Below are 13932 nucleotides of genomic sequence, written 5' to 3'. Positions count from 1 at the left end.
ATTCCAGCCCTTCCGCAATCCACTCGACGGCCCTCACACCGAGGCGGACGCATGGGCTATGCCCTCAATTTCAACCTGATCTGGCGGCATTTCGACAAGCTGTGGGGCGGTCTGCTGCTCAGCCTCGAGCTTGCGGTGATCTCGATTGCGATCGGCACCGTCATCGGCCTGGTGCTCGCGGTCTGGTACGTCTCGGCCGGACGCGTCGTGCGCGCGATCATCGCCGCCTATGTCGAATTCATCCGCAACGTGCCGCTGATCCTGCTCGTCTATCTCGTCTTCTACGGTGTGCCGACCGTGGTCGACCTGGCCTACAGCGCGCCGACCTCGTTCGTCCTGACGCTGTCTGTCTATAGCGGCGCCTATCTGGTCGAGGTGTTTCGCTCGGGCCTCGAGGCCGTCCCGCGCGGCCAGCTCGATGCCGGCAAGGCGATCGGCCTGACGCCCTGGCAAAGGCTCATCCATGTGCGCCTCCCGACCATGCTGCGCATCACGCTGCCGGCGCTGTCCAACACCTTCATCTCGCTGTTCAAGGACACCTCGATCGCCTCGGTCATCTCGGTACCGGAACTTACCTTCGGCGCCCAGTGGATCAACTTCAACACCTTCCGCATCGTCGAGGTCTATCTGGTGACGACGGCGATGTATCTGTTGACCGGCTACATCCTGCTTTTCGGGCTCAGGCTCGTCGAGCGCCGGTTCCGGGCGGCGCGCTGACATGGCGAGCCAGATCCTCTACGCCCTGCCCTTCCTCGCCAAGGGCTTCGCCGTGACCCTTTGGGTGTCGCTTCTGGTTGTCACCCTGTCGCTCGTCGCCGGCGTCCTGCTTGGCGTCGGCCTGGTCTATGGCCCCGCCCCGCTGCGCTGGGCGGTGCGCATCTTCTCCGACACCATCCGCGGCATTCCGATCCTGGTGCTGATGTTCTTCGTCTATTACGGCCTGCCCGCGATCGGGCTGCATCTGCCGTCCTTCTGGGCCGCCGTGCTGGCACTCACCCTGTTCAAGACGGCGCAGGTCATCGAATATCTCAGGGGCGCGGTCGCCTCGATCCCGAAAGGCCAGTCCGAGGCCGCGATGGCGATCGGGCTGACCTTCCGCCAGCGGCTCACCTCCGTCATCTTCCCGCAGGCGTTCAGGCGCTTCCTGCCGCCCTGGATCAACGGCGTCACCGACGCGGTCAAGGGCAGCGCACTGGTCTCGCTGCTCGGCATCACCGATCTAATGCAGGCCATCAACCAGGTCATCGGCCGTACCTACGAGGCGATGCCGCTCTATATCCTCGGCGCGCTCATCTATTTCGCGGTCAACTACGCGCTCTCGCTCGCCAGCCGGCGGCTCGAGCGGCGCTTTGCCTTCATTCGGGAATAGCACGATGTCCGACGCCACAAACGCCAGTCCCGCGCTGCTCGACGTGCGCGATGTCTCCAAGGCCTTCGGCGCCGTCGAGGTGCTGCGTTCCGTCAGCCTTCAGGTGAAGCGCGGCGAAGTGGTCACCGTCATCGGCCCTTCCGGCAGCGGCAAGACCACGCTGCTGCGCTGTGTCAACTTCCTCGAAAGCTATGACTCAGGCTCGATCCGCATCGAAGGCAAGGAGGTCGGCTATCGCGAGGCCGGAACGCGCCAGCGCCGCAGCGAACGCGACTTGGCCGCGATGCGCGCCGAGACCGGCATGGTGTTCCAGAGCTTCAACCTGTTTCCGCACCTCACCGCCGCCGGCAACATCATGCTTGGACTGACCAAGGTGCGGGGAAAGAGCCAGGCCGAGGCGCGCCAGATCGCCGAACACTGGCTCGGCCGCGTCGGCCTCGCCCACAAGGCCGACAGCCTGCCGGCCGAGCTCTCCGGCGGCCAGCAGCAGCGCGTCGGCATCGCGCGCGCGGTGGCGATGGAGCCGAAAATCCTTTTGCTCGACGAGATCACCTCGGCGCTCGACCCTGAGCTGGTCGGCGAGGTGCTGGCCGTGGTGCGCAGCCTCGCCGAGGACGGCATGACCATGCTGATGGTGACGCATGAAATGGCCTTCGCCCGCGACGCTTCGAGCCGCATCGTCTTCATGGCCGATGGCGGCGTCAGCGCCGTCGGGCCGCCCAAGGAGATCCTGGCGGCGGAAACCAGCAATGAGCGCCTCCGCACCTTCCTGGCGCGCTTCCGCGCCTCGCATTTCTGACATTGGACGGCCGTTGCCGTCCCAAGGAGCCTGCTTCCATGACGCCTTACATCCGGCTCGCCGAACTCGGCCTGACGCTGCCCGAGCCGCCGACGCCCATCGCCAACTTCGTCACCCATGCCGAGAGCGGGCGATTGATCTTCCTGTCGGGCCAGGGGCCGCTGCGCGCCGACGGCACGCTCTGCACCGGCAAGGTCGGCGAGGACGTCACCGTCGAGCAGGCCTATGAGCACGCGCGCCTGACCGGGCTCAATCTGCTGGCCGTCATGCATGCCGCCGCCGGCGATCTCGGCCGCATCGTGCGCGTCGTCAAGCTGCTCGGCTTCGTCAACGCGACGCCGACTTTCAGCGACCACCCGAAAGTGGTCAATGGCTGTTCGGACCTGTTCGCCGATGTCTTCGACAAGATCGGCGGTCACGCCCGCTCGGCGATCGGCGTCGGCTCGCTGCCTGGAAACATCACTGTCGAAATCGAGGCGGTCGTCGAGATCGCCGCCTGACCTGCCACTCACGGGATCCGCTCACATGAAAACCTATTCCGACACCGGCTCCAACACCACCATCCGCGAACGGCTGGGCTTGCGGCCGATCATCAATGTCTCCGGCACCATGACCGCGCTCGGCGCATCGATCATCGTTCCGGAGGCGATCAGCGCCATGGCGGAAATGGCCTCGCAATGGGTGGAGATGGACGATCTGCAGCGCGCCGCGAGCACGGTGGTGGCGCGCCTCACCGGCGGAGAGGCCGGCTTCATCACCGCCTGCTGCGCCAGCGGCATCACCATGGCGATCGCCGGCGCGATGACGGGAACCAGCCTGCTCGCCATCGAGCGCCTGCCTGACGACACCGGCGACCTCAAATCGGAGGTCGTCATCCAGCTCGGCCATATCGTCAATTACGGCGCCCCGATCGACCAGTCGATCCGCGTCGCCGGCGCCAGGGTGGTGCCCGCCGGCACGGTCAGCGTCACCCAGGACTATCATGTGCGCGAAGCGATAAACGAGCGCACGGCGGCCGGCCTCTACGTCGTCGCCCACCACACGGTGCAGTACGGCATGCTGCCGCTGGAGGAATTCTGCGAGATCTGCCACGCCAAGGGCGTGCCGGTGATCGTCGATGCAGCGTCCGAATATGATCTGCGCGGTTTTCTCGCGCGCGGCGCCGACGTCGTCATCTACAGCGGCCACAAATTCCTCTCAGGCCCGACCAGCGGCATCGTCACCGGCCGCAAGGATCTGGTGCGGGCCGCCTATCTGCAGAACCGCGGTGTGGCGCGGGCCATGAAGGTCGGCAAGGAAAGCATCGCCGGCACCATGGCGGCACTCGAAGCCTGGGAGAAGCGCGATCACGCCGGCATCCGCCGGCGCGAGGAGGCGGCGCTCAACCTCTGGCAGGACGCTTTGCAGAGACTGCCGGGCATCTTTGCCAAGATCATCCCGGACCCGACTGCCAACCCGCTTGACCGGCTGCAGATATTCATCTCGCCGGAGAGCCGCTTCAGCGCCGCTGGCCTCGCCTCGGCGCTGGCGGCTGGCTCACCGCCGATCATCGTGCGCAACCACGAAGTCGAGCGCGGCCATTTCTTCCTCGACCCCTGCAATCTGCATCCCGGCGAGGCCGAGATCGTCGCCGAGCGGTTGCGTGCCGTGCTGACCGCGAAGGACCGTCCCGCCGATGCGATGAAGGCCGCCCGGAAGGATTCTTCCGGCGTCTTGCGCTGGCCGGATTGAGCACCAAGCCAATCATCCCAAACCATCAGTGATCACGCGACTGTGAACAGCCGGATCGCGGGCTGTGGGAATAAATCGGCGCCGCGACAAGTCTCCTCGGCATACGCCACCACTGGCGTTGAGGAGACCGGCATGCCCCATCATTGCAAGGACAGCGAACACGGCGGCAGCCGTCGCGATGCGCTGGCAAGCAGGATGATCGTCAGGCTCTCCTTTGTGGCGCTTGACAGCGGTGACGCAGATGAATTCAGTTTCGGCAAGGCAGGCGGCTCTGCCTGCTTCCGGGGGCTTTGCCCCTGCGAGCAGGGCAAGGTCGCCGTCGCATCTTGAGGCGGCACGGCCTGGAGTATCGGATCATGGTGCCGCTTTGAGCGAGAGGGCCCTGGCAGAACGCTTCAACGAAGTGGTGCTGCCGCATCTCGGCGATGCGCTGGCGCTGGCCCGCTGGCTGACCGGCAATGCGGCCGATGCCGAGGATGTGGTGCAGGATGCCTGCATCAAGGCTCATGCCGGCATATCAGGCTACGCTGGCGGCAACGCCCGCGCCTGGCTGCTGACCATCGTGCGCAACACCTCCTACACCTGGATGGCGCGCAACCGGCCGCGTGCCATGATGGCCGTCGGCGATCTAGGCGACCTCGATGACATGGCGGCGGCGCACGGCACCAGCATGCCCGACGAGGACGGCCCGGAGGCGAGCCTGATCGCCAAAGCCGATACGGCGGCACTGGAGGCGGCGATCGCGGCTCTGCCGCAGCTATTTCGCGAGACGCTGGTGCTGCGTGATATCAACGGCATGAGCTATCGCGAGATATCGGCCATGCTTGCCGTGCCGATCGGCACGGTGATGTCCAGGCTGGCCCGCGCCCGTGGCCTGCTGGCGTCTGAATTGGGGAGAGCGTCATGACGCACGACGACGGGCTGCCCAACGATCCCGAAGGTATCAGACTGATGATCCATGCCCTTGTCGATGGCGAGCTTGATGCGGCAGCCGCTCTTGCCGTTGAGCGTCGCATCGCCGCCGACCCCAGGCTTGCCGCCGAGCATGCCCGCATTGTCGCCTTGCAAGGCGCTGTCAGCCGCCTGCCGCGCCCCGATGTCAGCGACGCGTTTCGCGCCCGCATCGCGTCGATCGGCATGGCGGGCACCGAACGGCAGGCGCCGGTCGAGGCGGAGCCGCAGCGGGGTACGCCGTCGACGCTGCCGGGATTGATTGCAGGCCCTGGCGGCGGCCAGAGACGGGAAGCCGGGACACGTCCTTCCCAGGCGCGGCCATCGCCGAGAACGCGCCGCTTCGGCTCGTTCGACTGGCGCGCCATGGCCGCGTCGATCATGATCAGCGCGGTGCTGGCCAGCGGGGCGACACAATGGGTGATGCAGAGCGGCGTCGATGACGGCTTTGCCGCCGCGGTCGCCAGCGGCCATCGCCGCAGCCTGCTTGCCGCGAGCCCGATCGACATCGTCTCGTCCGACCGCCATACGGTCAAGCCCTGGCTCGACGCCCGCATTGGCGTCTCGCCGCCGGCGCCCGACCTTGCCCAGGACGGCTACGCGCTGATCGGCGGCCGGGTCGAGGTGATATCCGGCCGGCCGGTGCCGGCCCTGGTCTACCGCCACCGCGAGCACCTGATCACGCTGGTCGCCGAACCGCAGCAGGGCGGCAAGACCACCCAGCCGGACGACCTTTCGTCCGGCGGCTTCTCGATGGTGCACTGGAGCGACGGCGCCTTCTCTTACTGGGCGATCTCCGACATGGAACGCCCCGAACTCGACGACTTCGTCGCCCGCTTCCGCAAAGCGGCGGTTTAGGCTGGATTATAGCCACTGGCCTTGCCGGTGGCCTGATATCCTTGCGGCCCCGCGCGAATTCCGCTAAGGCGCGCCTTTGTCGCCGAGGAGCAACAAGCTTGAACGATCAACGCGCCGACGTCGCCATCATCATGGGCAGCCAGTCCGACTGGGCGACGATGCGCCAGGCGGCCGAAACGCTGGAGGCGCTCGGCGTCCCGCACAAGCGCCTGATCATCTCCGCGCATCGCACGCCCGACCGGCTCTATGAATTCGCCAAGGGCGCCAAGGCCGCCGGCTACAAGGTGATCATCGCCGGCGCCGGCGGTGCGGCGCATCTGCCCGGCATGACGGCGGCGATGACGCCGCTGCCGGTGTTCGGCGTCCCGGTGGAATCCAAGGCGCTGTCGGGCCAGGATTCGCTGCTCTCCATCGTCCAGATGCCGGCCGGCATTCCTGTCGGGACACTGGCCATCGGCAAGGCTGGCGCGGCCAATGCGGCCCTGTTGGCAGCCGCCGTGCTGGCGCTCAACGACGACAAGCTTGCCCAGCGTCTCGATGCCTGGCGCGCCTCGCAGACCGCCAAGGTCGCCGACGAACCGACGGACACGCCGTGAGCCTGCCCGCCGGATCGACCATCGGCATCATCGGCGGCGGCCAGCTCGGCCGCATGCTGGCAATGGCCGCCGCCCGCCTCGGTTACCGCACCATCGTGCTGGAGCCGCAGCCGGATTGCCCGGCCGCCCAGATCGCCAACCGGCAGGTCACGGCAGCCTATGACGACCCGGCCGCCCTTGCCGAGCTGGCGGCGGCAAGTGCCGTCGTCACCTACGAGTTCGAGAATGTTCCCGTCGCGGCGGCAGAAGCGCTTGCCGCCAAGGTAGCGGTCTATCCGCCGGCGCGCGCGCTCGACGTGGCGCAGGACCGGGTGAGTGAAAAGACATTCCTCAACGGCATCGGCATTGCCACCGCCGATTTTCGTCCGGTCGACACCGACGAGGAACTGACGGCGGCGCTGAGGACATTCGGCGGCAGCGGCATCTTGAAGACGCGGCGCATGGGCTATGACGGCAAGGGCCAGCGTGTCTTCCGCAACATGGAAACGGGAGGCTTCGCCGGCACCTGCGAGGCGATGGGCAATGTGCCGTTGATCCTGGAAAGCTTCGTGCCCTTCGAGCGCGAGATCTCGGTGATCGCGGCGCGTGGCCTGGATGGCGCCGTGGCTGCCTACGACCCGGCCGAGAATGTCCACCGCCACGGCATTCTCCACACCTCGACCCTGCCGGCCGGCGTCAAACTTGAAACGGCTGAAGCGGCGCGAACGGCCGCGGCAAAAATCCTGTCGGCGCTCGATTATGTCGGCGTCATCGGCGTCGAGTTCTTCGTGCTTTCCGACGGTTCGCTGCTGGCCAACGAGATTGCGCCGCGCGTCCACAATTCAGGCCATTGGACCGAGGCGGCCTGCATCGTTTCGCAGTTCGAGCAGCATATCCGCGCCGTTGCCGGCCTGCCGCTGGGCAGCCCGGGGCGCCACTCCGACTGCGTGATGGAAAATTTGATCGGCGACGACGTGCTGCGCGTGCCCACCCTGCTCGCCGAGCCCGATCTGATGCTGCATCTCTATGGCAAGGCCGAAGCACGGCACGGCCGCAAGATGGGCCATTTCACCCGCATCAGCCGCCGTACTTAGCTCAAAACGAGCTATTGCACCTCGTCGCTGCCCTCGTTGGGGCTGGCGCAGCTGGCATCGCCTTCGCTGCAATTGGCCGAGGCCGCAAGCTGGTTGATGCGGTCATTGGTGAGCCTGGTCAGGCACTGCGAGACCTCCATCGCGTGGATGGAGCCGCCCACGCTGGCGGCTGTGCTATGCGCGCACTCGGCGTCGCGGAAGGTGATCCAAGCGCGTTGCGCCACTTGCAGCAATCTCTTGCCGTTGGCATCATCGGAGCTGATCAGGTCCTGATAGGCCGCATTGAGCTTGGCGTCGGCGGCCTGGTAGTCCTCGCCGGCGCAAATGTTCATCATCTGCTGGCTGTCGTCGGAGCGGTCGCATTCCTGTGCGCGCACGATCGACGTTCCCGCCAGGACGACAAGGCAGGCGGACAGCAATATTCGGCGCATGATCGACCCCAAATCACTTGAAATACACCGCATCATCCCAGCCCGCCCGGAACCGTGCAATGCCGAGCGGCTGATATGGCGGATATTTGATGATATGGAGGTGTGGAGCATGCTTGCGGTTGACATGGGCAAGGCTCCTCGTTTATGAGCCACCCACCGTTGAAAAGGCGCGTCTTTTGGCGCGCCTTAAAATTTCGACCCGGAACCGGGTCCACACCGACAGGCAAGACCATGAAGATCAAGAATTCGCTCAAGGCGCTGAAGGCGCGTCACCGCGACAACCAGCTGGTTCGCCGCAAGGGCCGCGTTTACATCATCAACAAGACCGCCCCGCGCTATAAGGCGCGCCAGGGCTGAGCTTTAGGCCGGAGGCTTTTCGCCTCCGCCCCTTGATGCTTGTCGGCCTGCCGACCTTCTCACGCTAAAATCACTTTGCTGTTCCGCCGCCCGGGACTAGGATCGGGCGATGCGGATTCTTTTTGCATTTTTGACAGCCCTGCTTGTTTCCGGCGCCACAAGCGTGCCGGCCAGGGCCGCGGACGACCAGCCGGCGGCGCCGGCTGCCCCGGAGGCTCCCGCCGCGCCGATGACCAAACAGGCCCGGCTCGACAAGCTGTTTTCCGACCTCAAGCGCGAACGCAACGAAAAGGCGGCCGAACGCATCGCCGGCAACATCTGGGGCGAATGGTTCCAGTCCGGCAGCGCCTCGATCGACCTGATGATGTTGTGGTCGCAAAAAGCGATGGACAATCAGAAATTCGACGTCGCGCTCGATTTGCTCGACCAGGTGGTGACCTTGCAGCCGACCTATGCCGAAGGCTGGAACCGGCGCGCCACGGTGCATTTCATGATGAAAAACTACGGCAAGTCGATGTCCGACATCGACCACACGCTGCAACTCGAGCCGCGCCATTTCGGCGCGCTGTCGGGCCTGGCGCAGATCATGGCGCTGACTGGCCACAAGCAGTCGGCGCTCGAGGCCTGGCAGAAGGTGCTGGCCATTTATCCGATGATGCGCAGCGCCCAGGACCAGGTCGCCACGCTTTCGGAAGAGCTTGCCGGCGAAGGAATTTAGTGCAGGGAATAGGGCGTGGGCAGTAGGGGAAAGATTGGGCGGCAAACACCAACCTACTGCCTACTGCCTACGCCTACTGCCTACTGCCTACTCAAAACTTATCCCACGCCACCCCCGTATCTCCCCACATGAACCTGATCTCCGCCGCGTTCGCCTTCCTTCTCGCGCTCGTCTTTGCCCTGGTCGGCGTGACCCGCGTCGGCTCGTGGCTGATCGAGCGCCGCGATCCACCCATTGGCGAATTCGCCGACATCGGCGGCGCCCGCATCCATTATGTCCACATTCCAGCCGCCGCCAATGCGGAGCTGCCGCCGATCGTCTTCATCCATGGCGCCAGCGCCAATCTCGGGGATCAGGTGCTGCCGCTTCGGCCGCTGCTCGAGGGCCGCGCCGAAATGCTGTTCTTCGACCGGCCGGGTCACGGCTGGTCGGGGCGCGGGTCCGGCAACAATGAGGATCCGTCGGCGCAGGCCAATACCCTGGCTGCCCTGATGGACCGCCTCGGCATCAGGAAGGCGATCATCGTCGGCCATTCCTTCGGTGGCGTGGTGACGGCGGCTTTCGGCCGCGAGCATGCCGACAGGACGCTCGGTCTCGTCTTTCTGGCGCCGGCGACCCATCCCTGGCCGGGCGGCGCGACATCCTGGTACTACGACCTGACCACCGTCCCGGTGATCGGCCGGATCTTCTCCGAAACGCTCGCCTATCCCGCCGGCACATTTCAGATGGCCGATGCGACGACCTGCGTATTCTCGCCCAACAAGGTGCCGGACGACTATCTCGGCACGGCCGCGATCCCGCTGGTGCTGCGGCCTGCGGCCTTTCGCGCCAACGCCACCGACGTCGCCGGCCTCTATCGCTATACGCTTGGCGCCGCGCCGCACTACAAAGAGATCCGCGCGCCGACCGTGGTCATTTCGGGCGACCGAGACAAGGTCGTCTATGCCCATATCCATTCCGTCGGCCTGGCGCGCGATATACCGGGCGCGGAGCTCGTCTGGGTGCACAATCTCGGCCACAAGCCGGACTGGATCGCCTCGGACCTCGTCGTCGGCGCCATCGAGAAGGTAGCCGGCGGGGATGTCGACCTGGAGGCGATGGCCAGAACGGTCGAGGCGCGGATCGCCGGCGATGCCTATGGTGTGGGCAAGTGCGCCGACATCAAGGAGCCCCAGGCCGAACTCGCGCCGACCTGAGATGTATGTCCTCAAGCACGGCATCAAGAAAAACCCGGAAAAGCGATGGGCGCTGCCGGATCGCATCTTCTTCGGCTACGGCGCATGCCACATTCTTGCAGGCACTTTCCTCAAGCATCCCCCGCTTGAAGGATTTTATGCGGAGCGGATCATTCCGGCCGAGGGCTTTTCAGGAAACCATGTCTATGTGACGAACGGCGTCATCGCTTTCGACTACCACGGCTACTCCGACCGCGAGCGCCTTTTGGAGCACCATCGAAAGGGCTGGACCTCCCACAGTGCCGGTTGGCACTGCACGATCCAGAAGGTCGATTTCGACCTGCTCGACACGACCGAATTGAACCGGCGAAAGATGTTGGGTCCGGATCAGTATCTATATGACGCAGTTCTCCGTGCGCGTCGGTTTCTTCAGCGCAGGGACCACCCGGAGGCCGCGGCAAGATCGCTCAGGATCGCGACGGCCAGAGGCTAGATGAAGGCTGGGATCCTTGTACCGCGCTTTGTATTCCAGCCACGGCGAGCCGCACGAAACCGCGCGACACGCTTCAGTCTCAAAATCAGCTGCTTAGCGGCTGCCCTGCTTTTCCGAGCCGACATAGGCGATGCGCAGCATGTTGGTCGAGCCGGGCGTCCTCAGCGGCACACCAGCGGTGATGATGACGCGGTCGCCCGGCTTGCCGAACTCTTCTTCCAGCGCAATGCGGCAGGCGCGGTTGACCATGTCGTCGAGATCGGTGGCATCGGGCGAGACGACGCAGTGCGTGCCCCACAGAAGCGACAGCCGCCGCGCGGTGTTGAGGATCGGCGACAGCGCGATGATCGGCACCTGGGGCCGTTCGCGCGCGGCGCGCAGCCCGGTGGTGCCGGATGCCGTGTAGGTGATGATCGCCGACAGTTTCAGCGTCTCGGCGATCTCGCGGGCGGCCAGTGAGATGGCGTCGGCGCCGGTCGCTTCCGGCTCGGAGCGCTGGGCGTTGATGATGCCGGCATAGGTCGGGTCGGTTTCGACCTTGGTCGCGATGCGGTTCATCATCGCTACCGCTTCGACGGGATAGGCACCCGCCGCCGATTCCGCCGACAGCATGATGGCGTCGGCGCCCTCGAAGACAGCGATCGAGACGTCGGAGACTTCGGCGCGGGTCGGCACCGGTGCGGTGATCATCGATTCCAGCATCTGCGTGGCGACCACCACCGGCTTGCCGGCGCGGCGCGCGGCGCGCGTGATCTGCTTCTGGATGCCGGGCACGGCTTCCAGCGGCATCTCGACGCCGAGATCGCCGCGGGCGACCATCAGCGCGTCGGACAGTTCGATGATCTCAGCCAGCCGGGCGACGGCTTGCGGCTTTTCGATCTTGGCCATGATCAGGGCGCGGCCGCGCGCGATCTTGCGCGCTTCGGCCAGATCCTCGGGCCGCTGCACGAAGGACAGCGCAATCCAGTCGACGCCCGTGGCGAGCACCGCGTCGAGATCCTTGCGGTCCTTCTCGGTCAGCGCGCCGACCGGCAGGTCGGTATCGGGCAGGCTGACGCCCTTCTTATCGGAAATCGTCGTGCCGGCGACGACCGTGCAGACGATCGACTTGCCGTCACTCTTCACCGCCTTCAGCTCGAGCTTGCCGTCGTCGATCAAAAGACGGTGACCGGGCTCGACCGAACTCAGGATCTCCGGATGCGGCAGATAGACCCTGGTCGACGTGCCGGGCTCGGGATTGTCGTCGAGCGTGAAGGTCTGGCCTGGCGTCAGCACTTCCTTGCCATTGGCGAACTTGCCGACGCGCAGCTTGGGCCCTTGCAGGTCGGCGAGGATGCCGATCGGCCGACCGACCTTTTCCTCGACGGCGCGGATGCGGCCGACCAGCGTGCGCATCAGTTCGTGGTCGGTATGGCTCATATTGATGCGGAACACATCGGCGCCCGCTTCGAACAATTTCTGCAGCATCTCCTCGGAGGAGGATGCCGGACCGATTGTGGCTAGGATCTTGACCTTGCGGCTGCGTCTCATTGACTGTTGGTTCCCGGGGCGGCTGGTGCGCCTCCCGTTGCGGGTTCATCGGTCAGCTGGACCATCCAGCTTGCCTGTTCGCCCGTGTCATATTCCTGGAATCCGGCGCGCTGAAAGCCCCGGGCGACGCAGTCGTTTACGCCGGCGATCTTGAACTCTTTTTCAGCCACGCACATGTTGATCGGGCCGTCCCAGCGTCCACCGCGCTCGGCGTCTTCTGCATAAAGATAGTAAAACCTTGATGACAGCGGCCCTTCGATCAACGTCTTGCAGCTCGATCCTTCAATGTGCCACCAGCCTTCGGTGATCCAGCCGGCCTTGGCACGATAGCCAATGCCGACGCCGACCAGGTTCTGCGTGGCGTTGCAGACACGGAAATCGGCGCGCGCCGGCGAGGCCATGACCATCGCCGACAGGCCGACGGCCACGGTCAGGAACGGCATGGCAAAGGCAGAGCGCATGCGCTGCCTGCCAGCGGAACCCATCCGAAAACCCCTCAAGAACCACATCTGCATCTCTCTGCGCCCCTTTTCGGAAAAGTCCGGGCGCATGTCAACGCGCCGTTTTGATCAATTCCAATCGATTTAGGAAGGCTCCCGGCGCACTATCCGTCGCCCTTTGCCAGATTTCCCGATAAACCTTGGCCAAACAACGGCATTGCGCACGCGTCGTCTTCGTGGAATGACGATAGCACCCTCCCCGGAAGCCAGCGAACAGACCATTTCCCGCCAATGACCCGATCCACAGTTTTCGCGCCTTTCGACATTGTCGAGGGCGACCGCAAGCGGGGCATCGTGCTTCTGGCCGATCATGCCCGCCGCGACCTGCCCGACGACTATGGCAGCCTCGGCCTGCCCGCGGCGGAGTTCGACCGGCACATCGCCTATGACATTGGCGTCGAAGCGGTGACGCGCGAACTCGCCGGCTTGCTCGACGTGCCGGCGGTCATCGCCAATTTTTCGCGGCTGTTGATCGACCCCAATCGCGGCGAGGACGATCCGACGCTCATCCGCCAGCTCTATGACGGCACGGTGGTGCCGGGAAACTATCCCATCGCGCCGGAAGAGCGCGAAAGGCGGCTCGACCGCTTCTACCGGCCCTACCACGACGCCGTCGGCGCCATGATCGCCTCGGTCGCGCAGGCTTCCGGCCGGGCGCCCTTCATCTTCTCCGTGCATTCCTTCACGCCGGTGATGCAGGGCAGGCAACGTCCGTGGCATGTCGGCATCCTGTGGGATCTGGACGACCGGGTTGCGCGCCCGCTGATCGATATGCTGGCGCAGGACAAGAACCTGATCGTCGGCGACAACGAGCCCTATGACGGCGCGCTGCGTGGCGACACCATGTTCAGGCACGCCATCGTCAACGGCTATGCCCACGCGCTGATCGAGATCCGCCAGGACCTGATAGCGGACCAGCAAGGCGCGCTTGCCTGGGCCGAGCGCTTGGCGCCAATCGTTGACGCGATAGACCGCCGTCCCGATATACATGCGGTAAAAATATTCGGCTCGCGCACCGGGCCGCTATGACGGAGGTTCCGATGACCAAACTCAGCGACGAGCAGAAGCGCGATTTCGAAGCCGCCGCTTTTCGCCGGCTGGTCGAGCACCTCAGGGAACGCAGCGACGTGCAGAACATCGACCTGATGACCCTCGCCGGTTTCTGTCGCAATTGCCTGTCGAACTGGTATCGCGAGGCGGCCAATGCCGAAGGTGTCGATCTCTCCAAGGATCAGTCGCGCGAGATCGTCTACGGCATGCCCTATGCCGAGTGGCAGGCTCTCAACCAGACCGAAGCGTCGGACGCCAAGAAAGCCGAATTCGAGGCCAGACGGCCGAAAGATCACTAAGA

The 13932-nt window shown here is 65.1% G+C and carries 19 protein-coding genes; 16 read left to right on the top strand and 3 right to left on the bottom strand.

Annotation, left to right across the window (positions count from 1 at the left end):
* The first annotated feature begins 51 nt into the window (after window positions 1–51).
* From D3242_RS09955 to D3242_RS09910, 10 genes are all read left to right on the top strand, one after another.
* A complete protein-coding gene (locus D3242_RS09955; RefSeq protein ID WP_010911957.1) occupies window positions 52–717 on the top strand; it encodes an amino acid ABC transporter permease in 666 nt (221 codons plus the stop codon).
* A 1-nt stretch (window position 718) separates the two neighbouring features.
* Window positions 719–1369: an amino acid ABC transporter permease gene (locus tag D3242_RS09950; RefSeq protein ID WP_019861668.1), complete on the top strand. Its 651-nt coding sequence runs from the start codon at window positions 719–721 to the stop codon at window positions 1367–1369.
* Window positions 1370–1373: 4 nt separating this feature from the next.
* Window positions 1374–2168: an amino acid ABC transporter ATP-binding protein gene (locus D3242_RS09945; RefSeq protein WP_120145498.1), complete on the top strand. Its 795-nt coding sequence runs from the start codon at window positions 1374–1376 to the stop codon at window positions 2166–2168.
* A 38-nt stretch (window positions 2169–2206) separates the two neighbouring features.
* A complete protein-coding gene (locus D3242_RS09940) occupies window positions 2207–2668 on the top strand; it encodes a RidA family protein (protein WP_010911960.1) in 462 nt (153 codons plus the stop codon).
* Window positions 2669–2693: 25 nt separating this feature from the next.
* Entirely contained in the window at window positions 2694–3899 is a 1206-nt protein-coding gene (locus D3242_RS09935) for an aminotransferase class V-fold PLP-dependent enzyme (protein WP_064981164.1), read from the top strand.
* A 132-nt stretch (window positions 3900–4031) separates the two neighbouring features.
* Complete coding sequence (locus D3242_RS09930; RefSeq protein WP_019861671.1) at window positions 4032–4229, top strand: hypothetical protein; 198 nt, start codon at window positions 4032–4034, stop codon at window positions 4227–4229.
* Between the two features lie 37 nt (window positions 4230–4266).
* Window positions 4267–4806: a sigma-70 family RNA polymerase sigma factor gene (locus D3242_RS09925; RefSeq protein ID WP_064981166.1), complete on the top strand. Its 540-nt coding sequence runs from the start codon at window positions 4267–4269 to the stop codon at window positions 4804–4806.
* Window positions 4803–5708 carry an anti-sigma factor family protein gene (locus D3242_RS09920; protein ID WP_064981168.1) on the top strand — a complete coding sequence of 302 codons (906 nt, stop codon included), beginning with the start codon at window positions 4803–4805 and terminating at the stop codon, window positions 5706–5708. The genes D3242_RS09925 and D3242_RS09920 overlap by 4 nt, the downstream gene beginning before the upstream one ends.
* Before the next feature lie 98 nt (window positions 5709–5806).
* Window positions 5807–6304, top strand: a complete 498-nt coding sequence (gene purE, locus D3242_RS09915; RefSeq protein WP_010911966.1) for a 5-(carboxyamino)imidazole ribonucleotide mutase — start codon at window positions 5807–5809, stop codon at window positions 6302–6304.
* Complete coding sequence (locus D3242_RS09910) at window positions 6301–7377, top strand: 5-(carboxyamino)imidazole ribonucleotide synthase (protein WP_064981170.1); 1077 nt, start codon at window positions 6301–6303, stop codon at window positions 7375–7377. The genes purE and D3242_RS09910 overlap by 4 nt, the downstream gene beginning before the upstream one ends.
* 11 nt (window positions 7378–7388) lie before the next feature.
* Here D3242_RS09910 and D3242_RS09905 read toward each other — a convergent pair whose 3' ends face one another.
* The gene (locus D3242_RS09905) at window positions 7389–7808 is read right to left on the bottom strand and encodes a lysozyme inhibitor LprI family protein (protein ID WP_027047485.1); all 420 of its coding nucleotides are present in this window, start codon (window positions 7806–7808) and stop codon (window positions 7389–7391) included.
* A gap of 231 nt (window positions 7809–8039) precedes the next feature.
* Between D3242_RS09905 and ykgO the strand changes: the two genes are divergently transcribed.
* The 4 genes from ykgO to D3242_RS09885 all read left to right on the top strand — a co-directional run bounded on the left by ykgO (window position 8040) and on the right by D3242_RS09885 (window position 10551).
* On the top strand, window positions 8040–8165 hold the full coding sequence (gene ykgO, locus D3242_RS09900) for a type B 50S ribosomal protein L36 (protein ID WP_006327841.1): 126 nt from the start codon (window positions 8040–8042) through the stop codon (window positions 8163–8165).
* Window positions 8166–8274: 109 nt separating this feature from the next.
* The gene (locus D3242_RS09895; protein ID WP_019861676.1) at window positions 8275–8883 is read left to right on the top strand and encodes a tetratricopeptide repeat protein; all 609 of its coding nucleotides are present in this window, start codon (window positions 8275–8277) and stop codon (window positions 8881–8883) included.
* 128 nt (window positions 8884–9011) lie between these two features.
* Entirely contained in the window at window positions 9012–10079 is a 1068-nt protein-coding gene (locus D3242_RS09890; RefSeq protein WP_064981172.1) for an alpha/beta fold hydrolase, read from the top strand.
* A 1-nt stretch (window position 10080) separates the two neighbouring features.
* Window positions 10081–10551 carry a hypothetical protein gene (locus D3242_RS09885; RefSeq protein WP_019861678.1) on the top strand — a complete coding sequence of 157 codons (471 nt, stop codon included), beginning with the start codon at window positions 10081–10083 and terminating at the stop codon, window positions 10549–10551.
* 93 nt (window positions 10552–10644) lie between these two features.
* Here D3242_RS09885 and pyk read toward each other — a convergent pair whose 3' ends face one another.
* Together pyk and D3242_RS09875 are read right to left on the bottom strand one after the other, a co-directional pair.
* The gene (pyk, locus tag D3242_RS09880) at window positions 10645–12081 is read right to left on the bottom strand and encodes a pyruvate kinase (protein ID WP_019861679.1); all 1437 of its coding nucleotides are present in this window, start codon (window positions 12079–12081) and stop codon (window positions 10645–10647) included.
* The gene (locus tag D3242_RS09875) at window positions 12078–12566 is read right to left on the bottom strand and encodes a DUF1036 domain-containing protein (protein WP_032920777.1); all 489 of its coding nucleotides are present in this window, start codon (window positions 12564–12566) and stop codon (window positions 12078–12080) included. Before D3242_RS09875 ends, pyk begins: the two co-directional genes overlap by 4 nt.
* Window positions 12567–12812: 246 nt before the next feature.
* On the opposite strand from D3242_RS09875, the gene D3242_RS09870 reads away from it, so the two are divergent.
* Together D3242_RS09870 and D3242_RS09865 are read left to right on the top strand one after the other, a co-directional pair.
* The gene (locus tag D3242_RS09870; RefSeq protein ID WP_038650197.1) at window positions 12813–13610 is read left to right on the top strand and encodes an N-formylglutamate amidohydrolase; all 798 of its coding nucleotides are present in this window, start codon (window positions 12813–12815) and stop codon (window positions 13608–13610) included.
* Between the two features lie 11 nt (window positions 13611–13621).
* Entirely contained in the window at window positions 13622–13930 is a 309-nt protein-coding gene (locus tag D3242_RS09865) for a DUF1244 domain-containing protein (RefSeq protein WP_038653467.1), read from the top strand.
* Window positions 13931–13932 lie beyond the last annotated feature (2 nt).

This window comes from Mesorhizobium jarvisii (genome assembly GCF_003601985.1).
Taxonomy (GTDB): Bacteria; Pseudomonadota; Alphaproteobacteria; order Rhizobiales; family Rhizobiaceae; genus Mesorhizobium; species Mesorhizobium jarvisii.
This window is presented reverse-complemented; position numbering and strand designations above follow the sequence as displayed.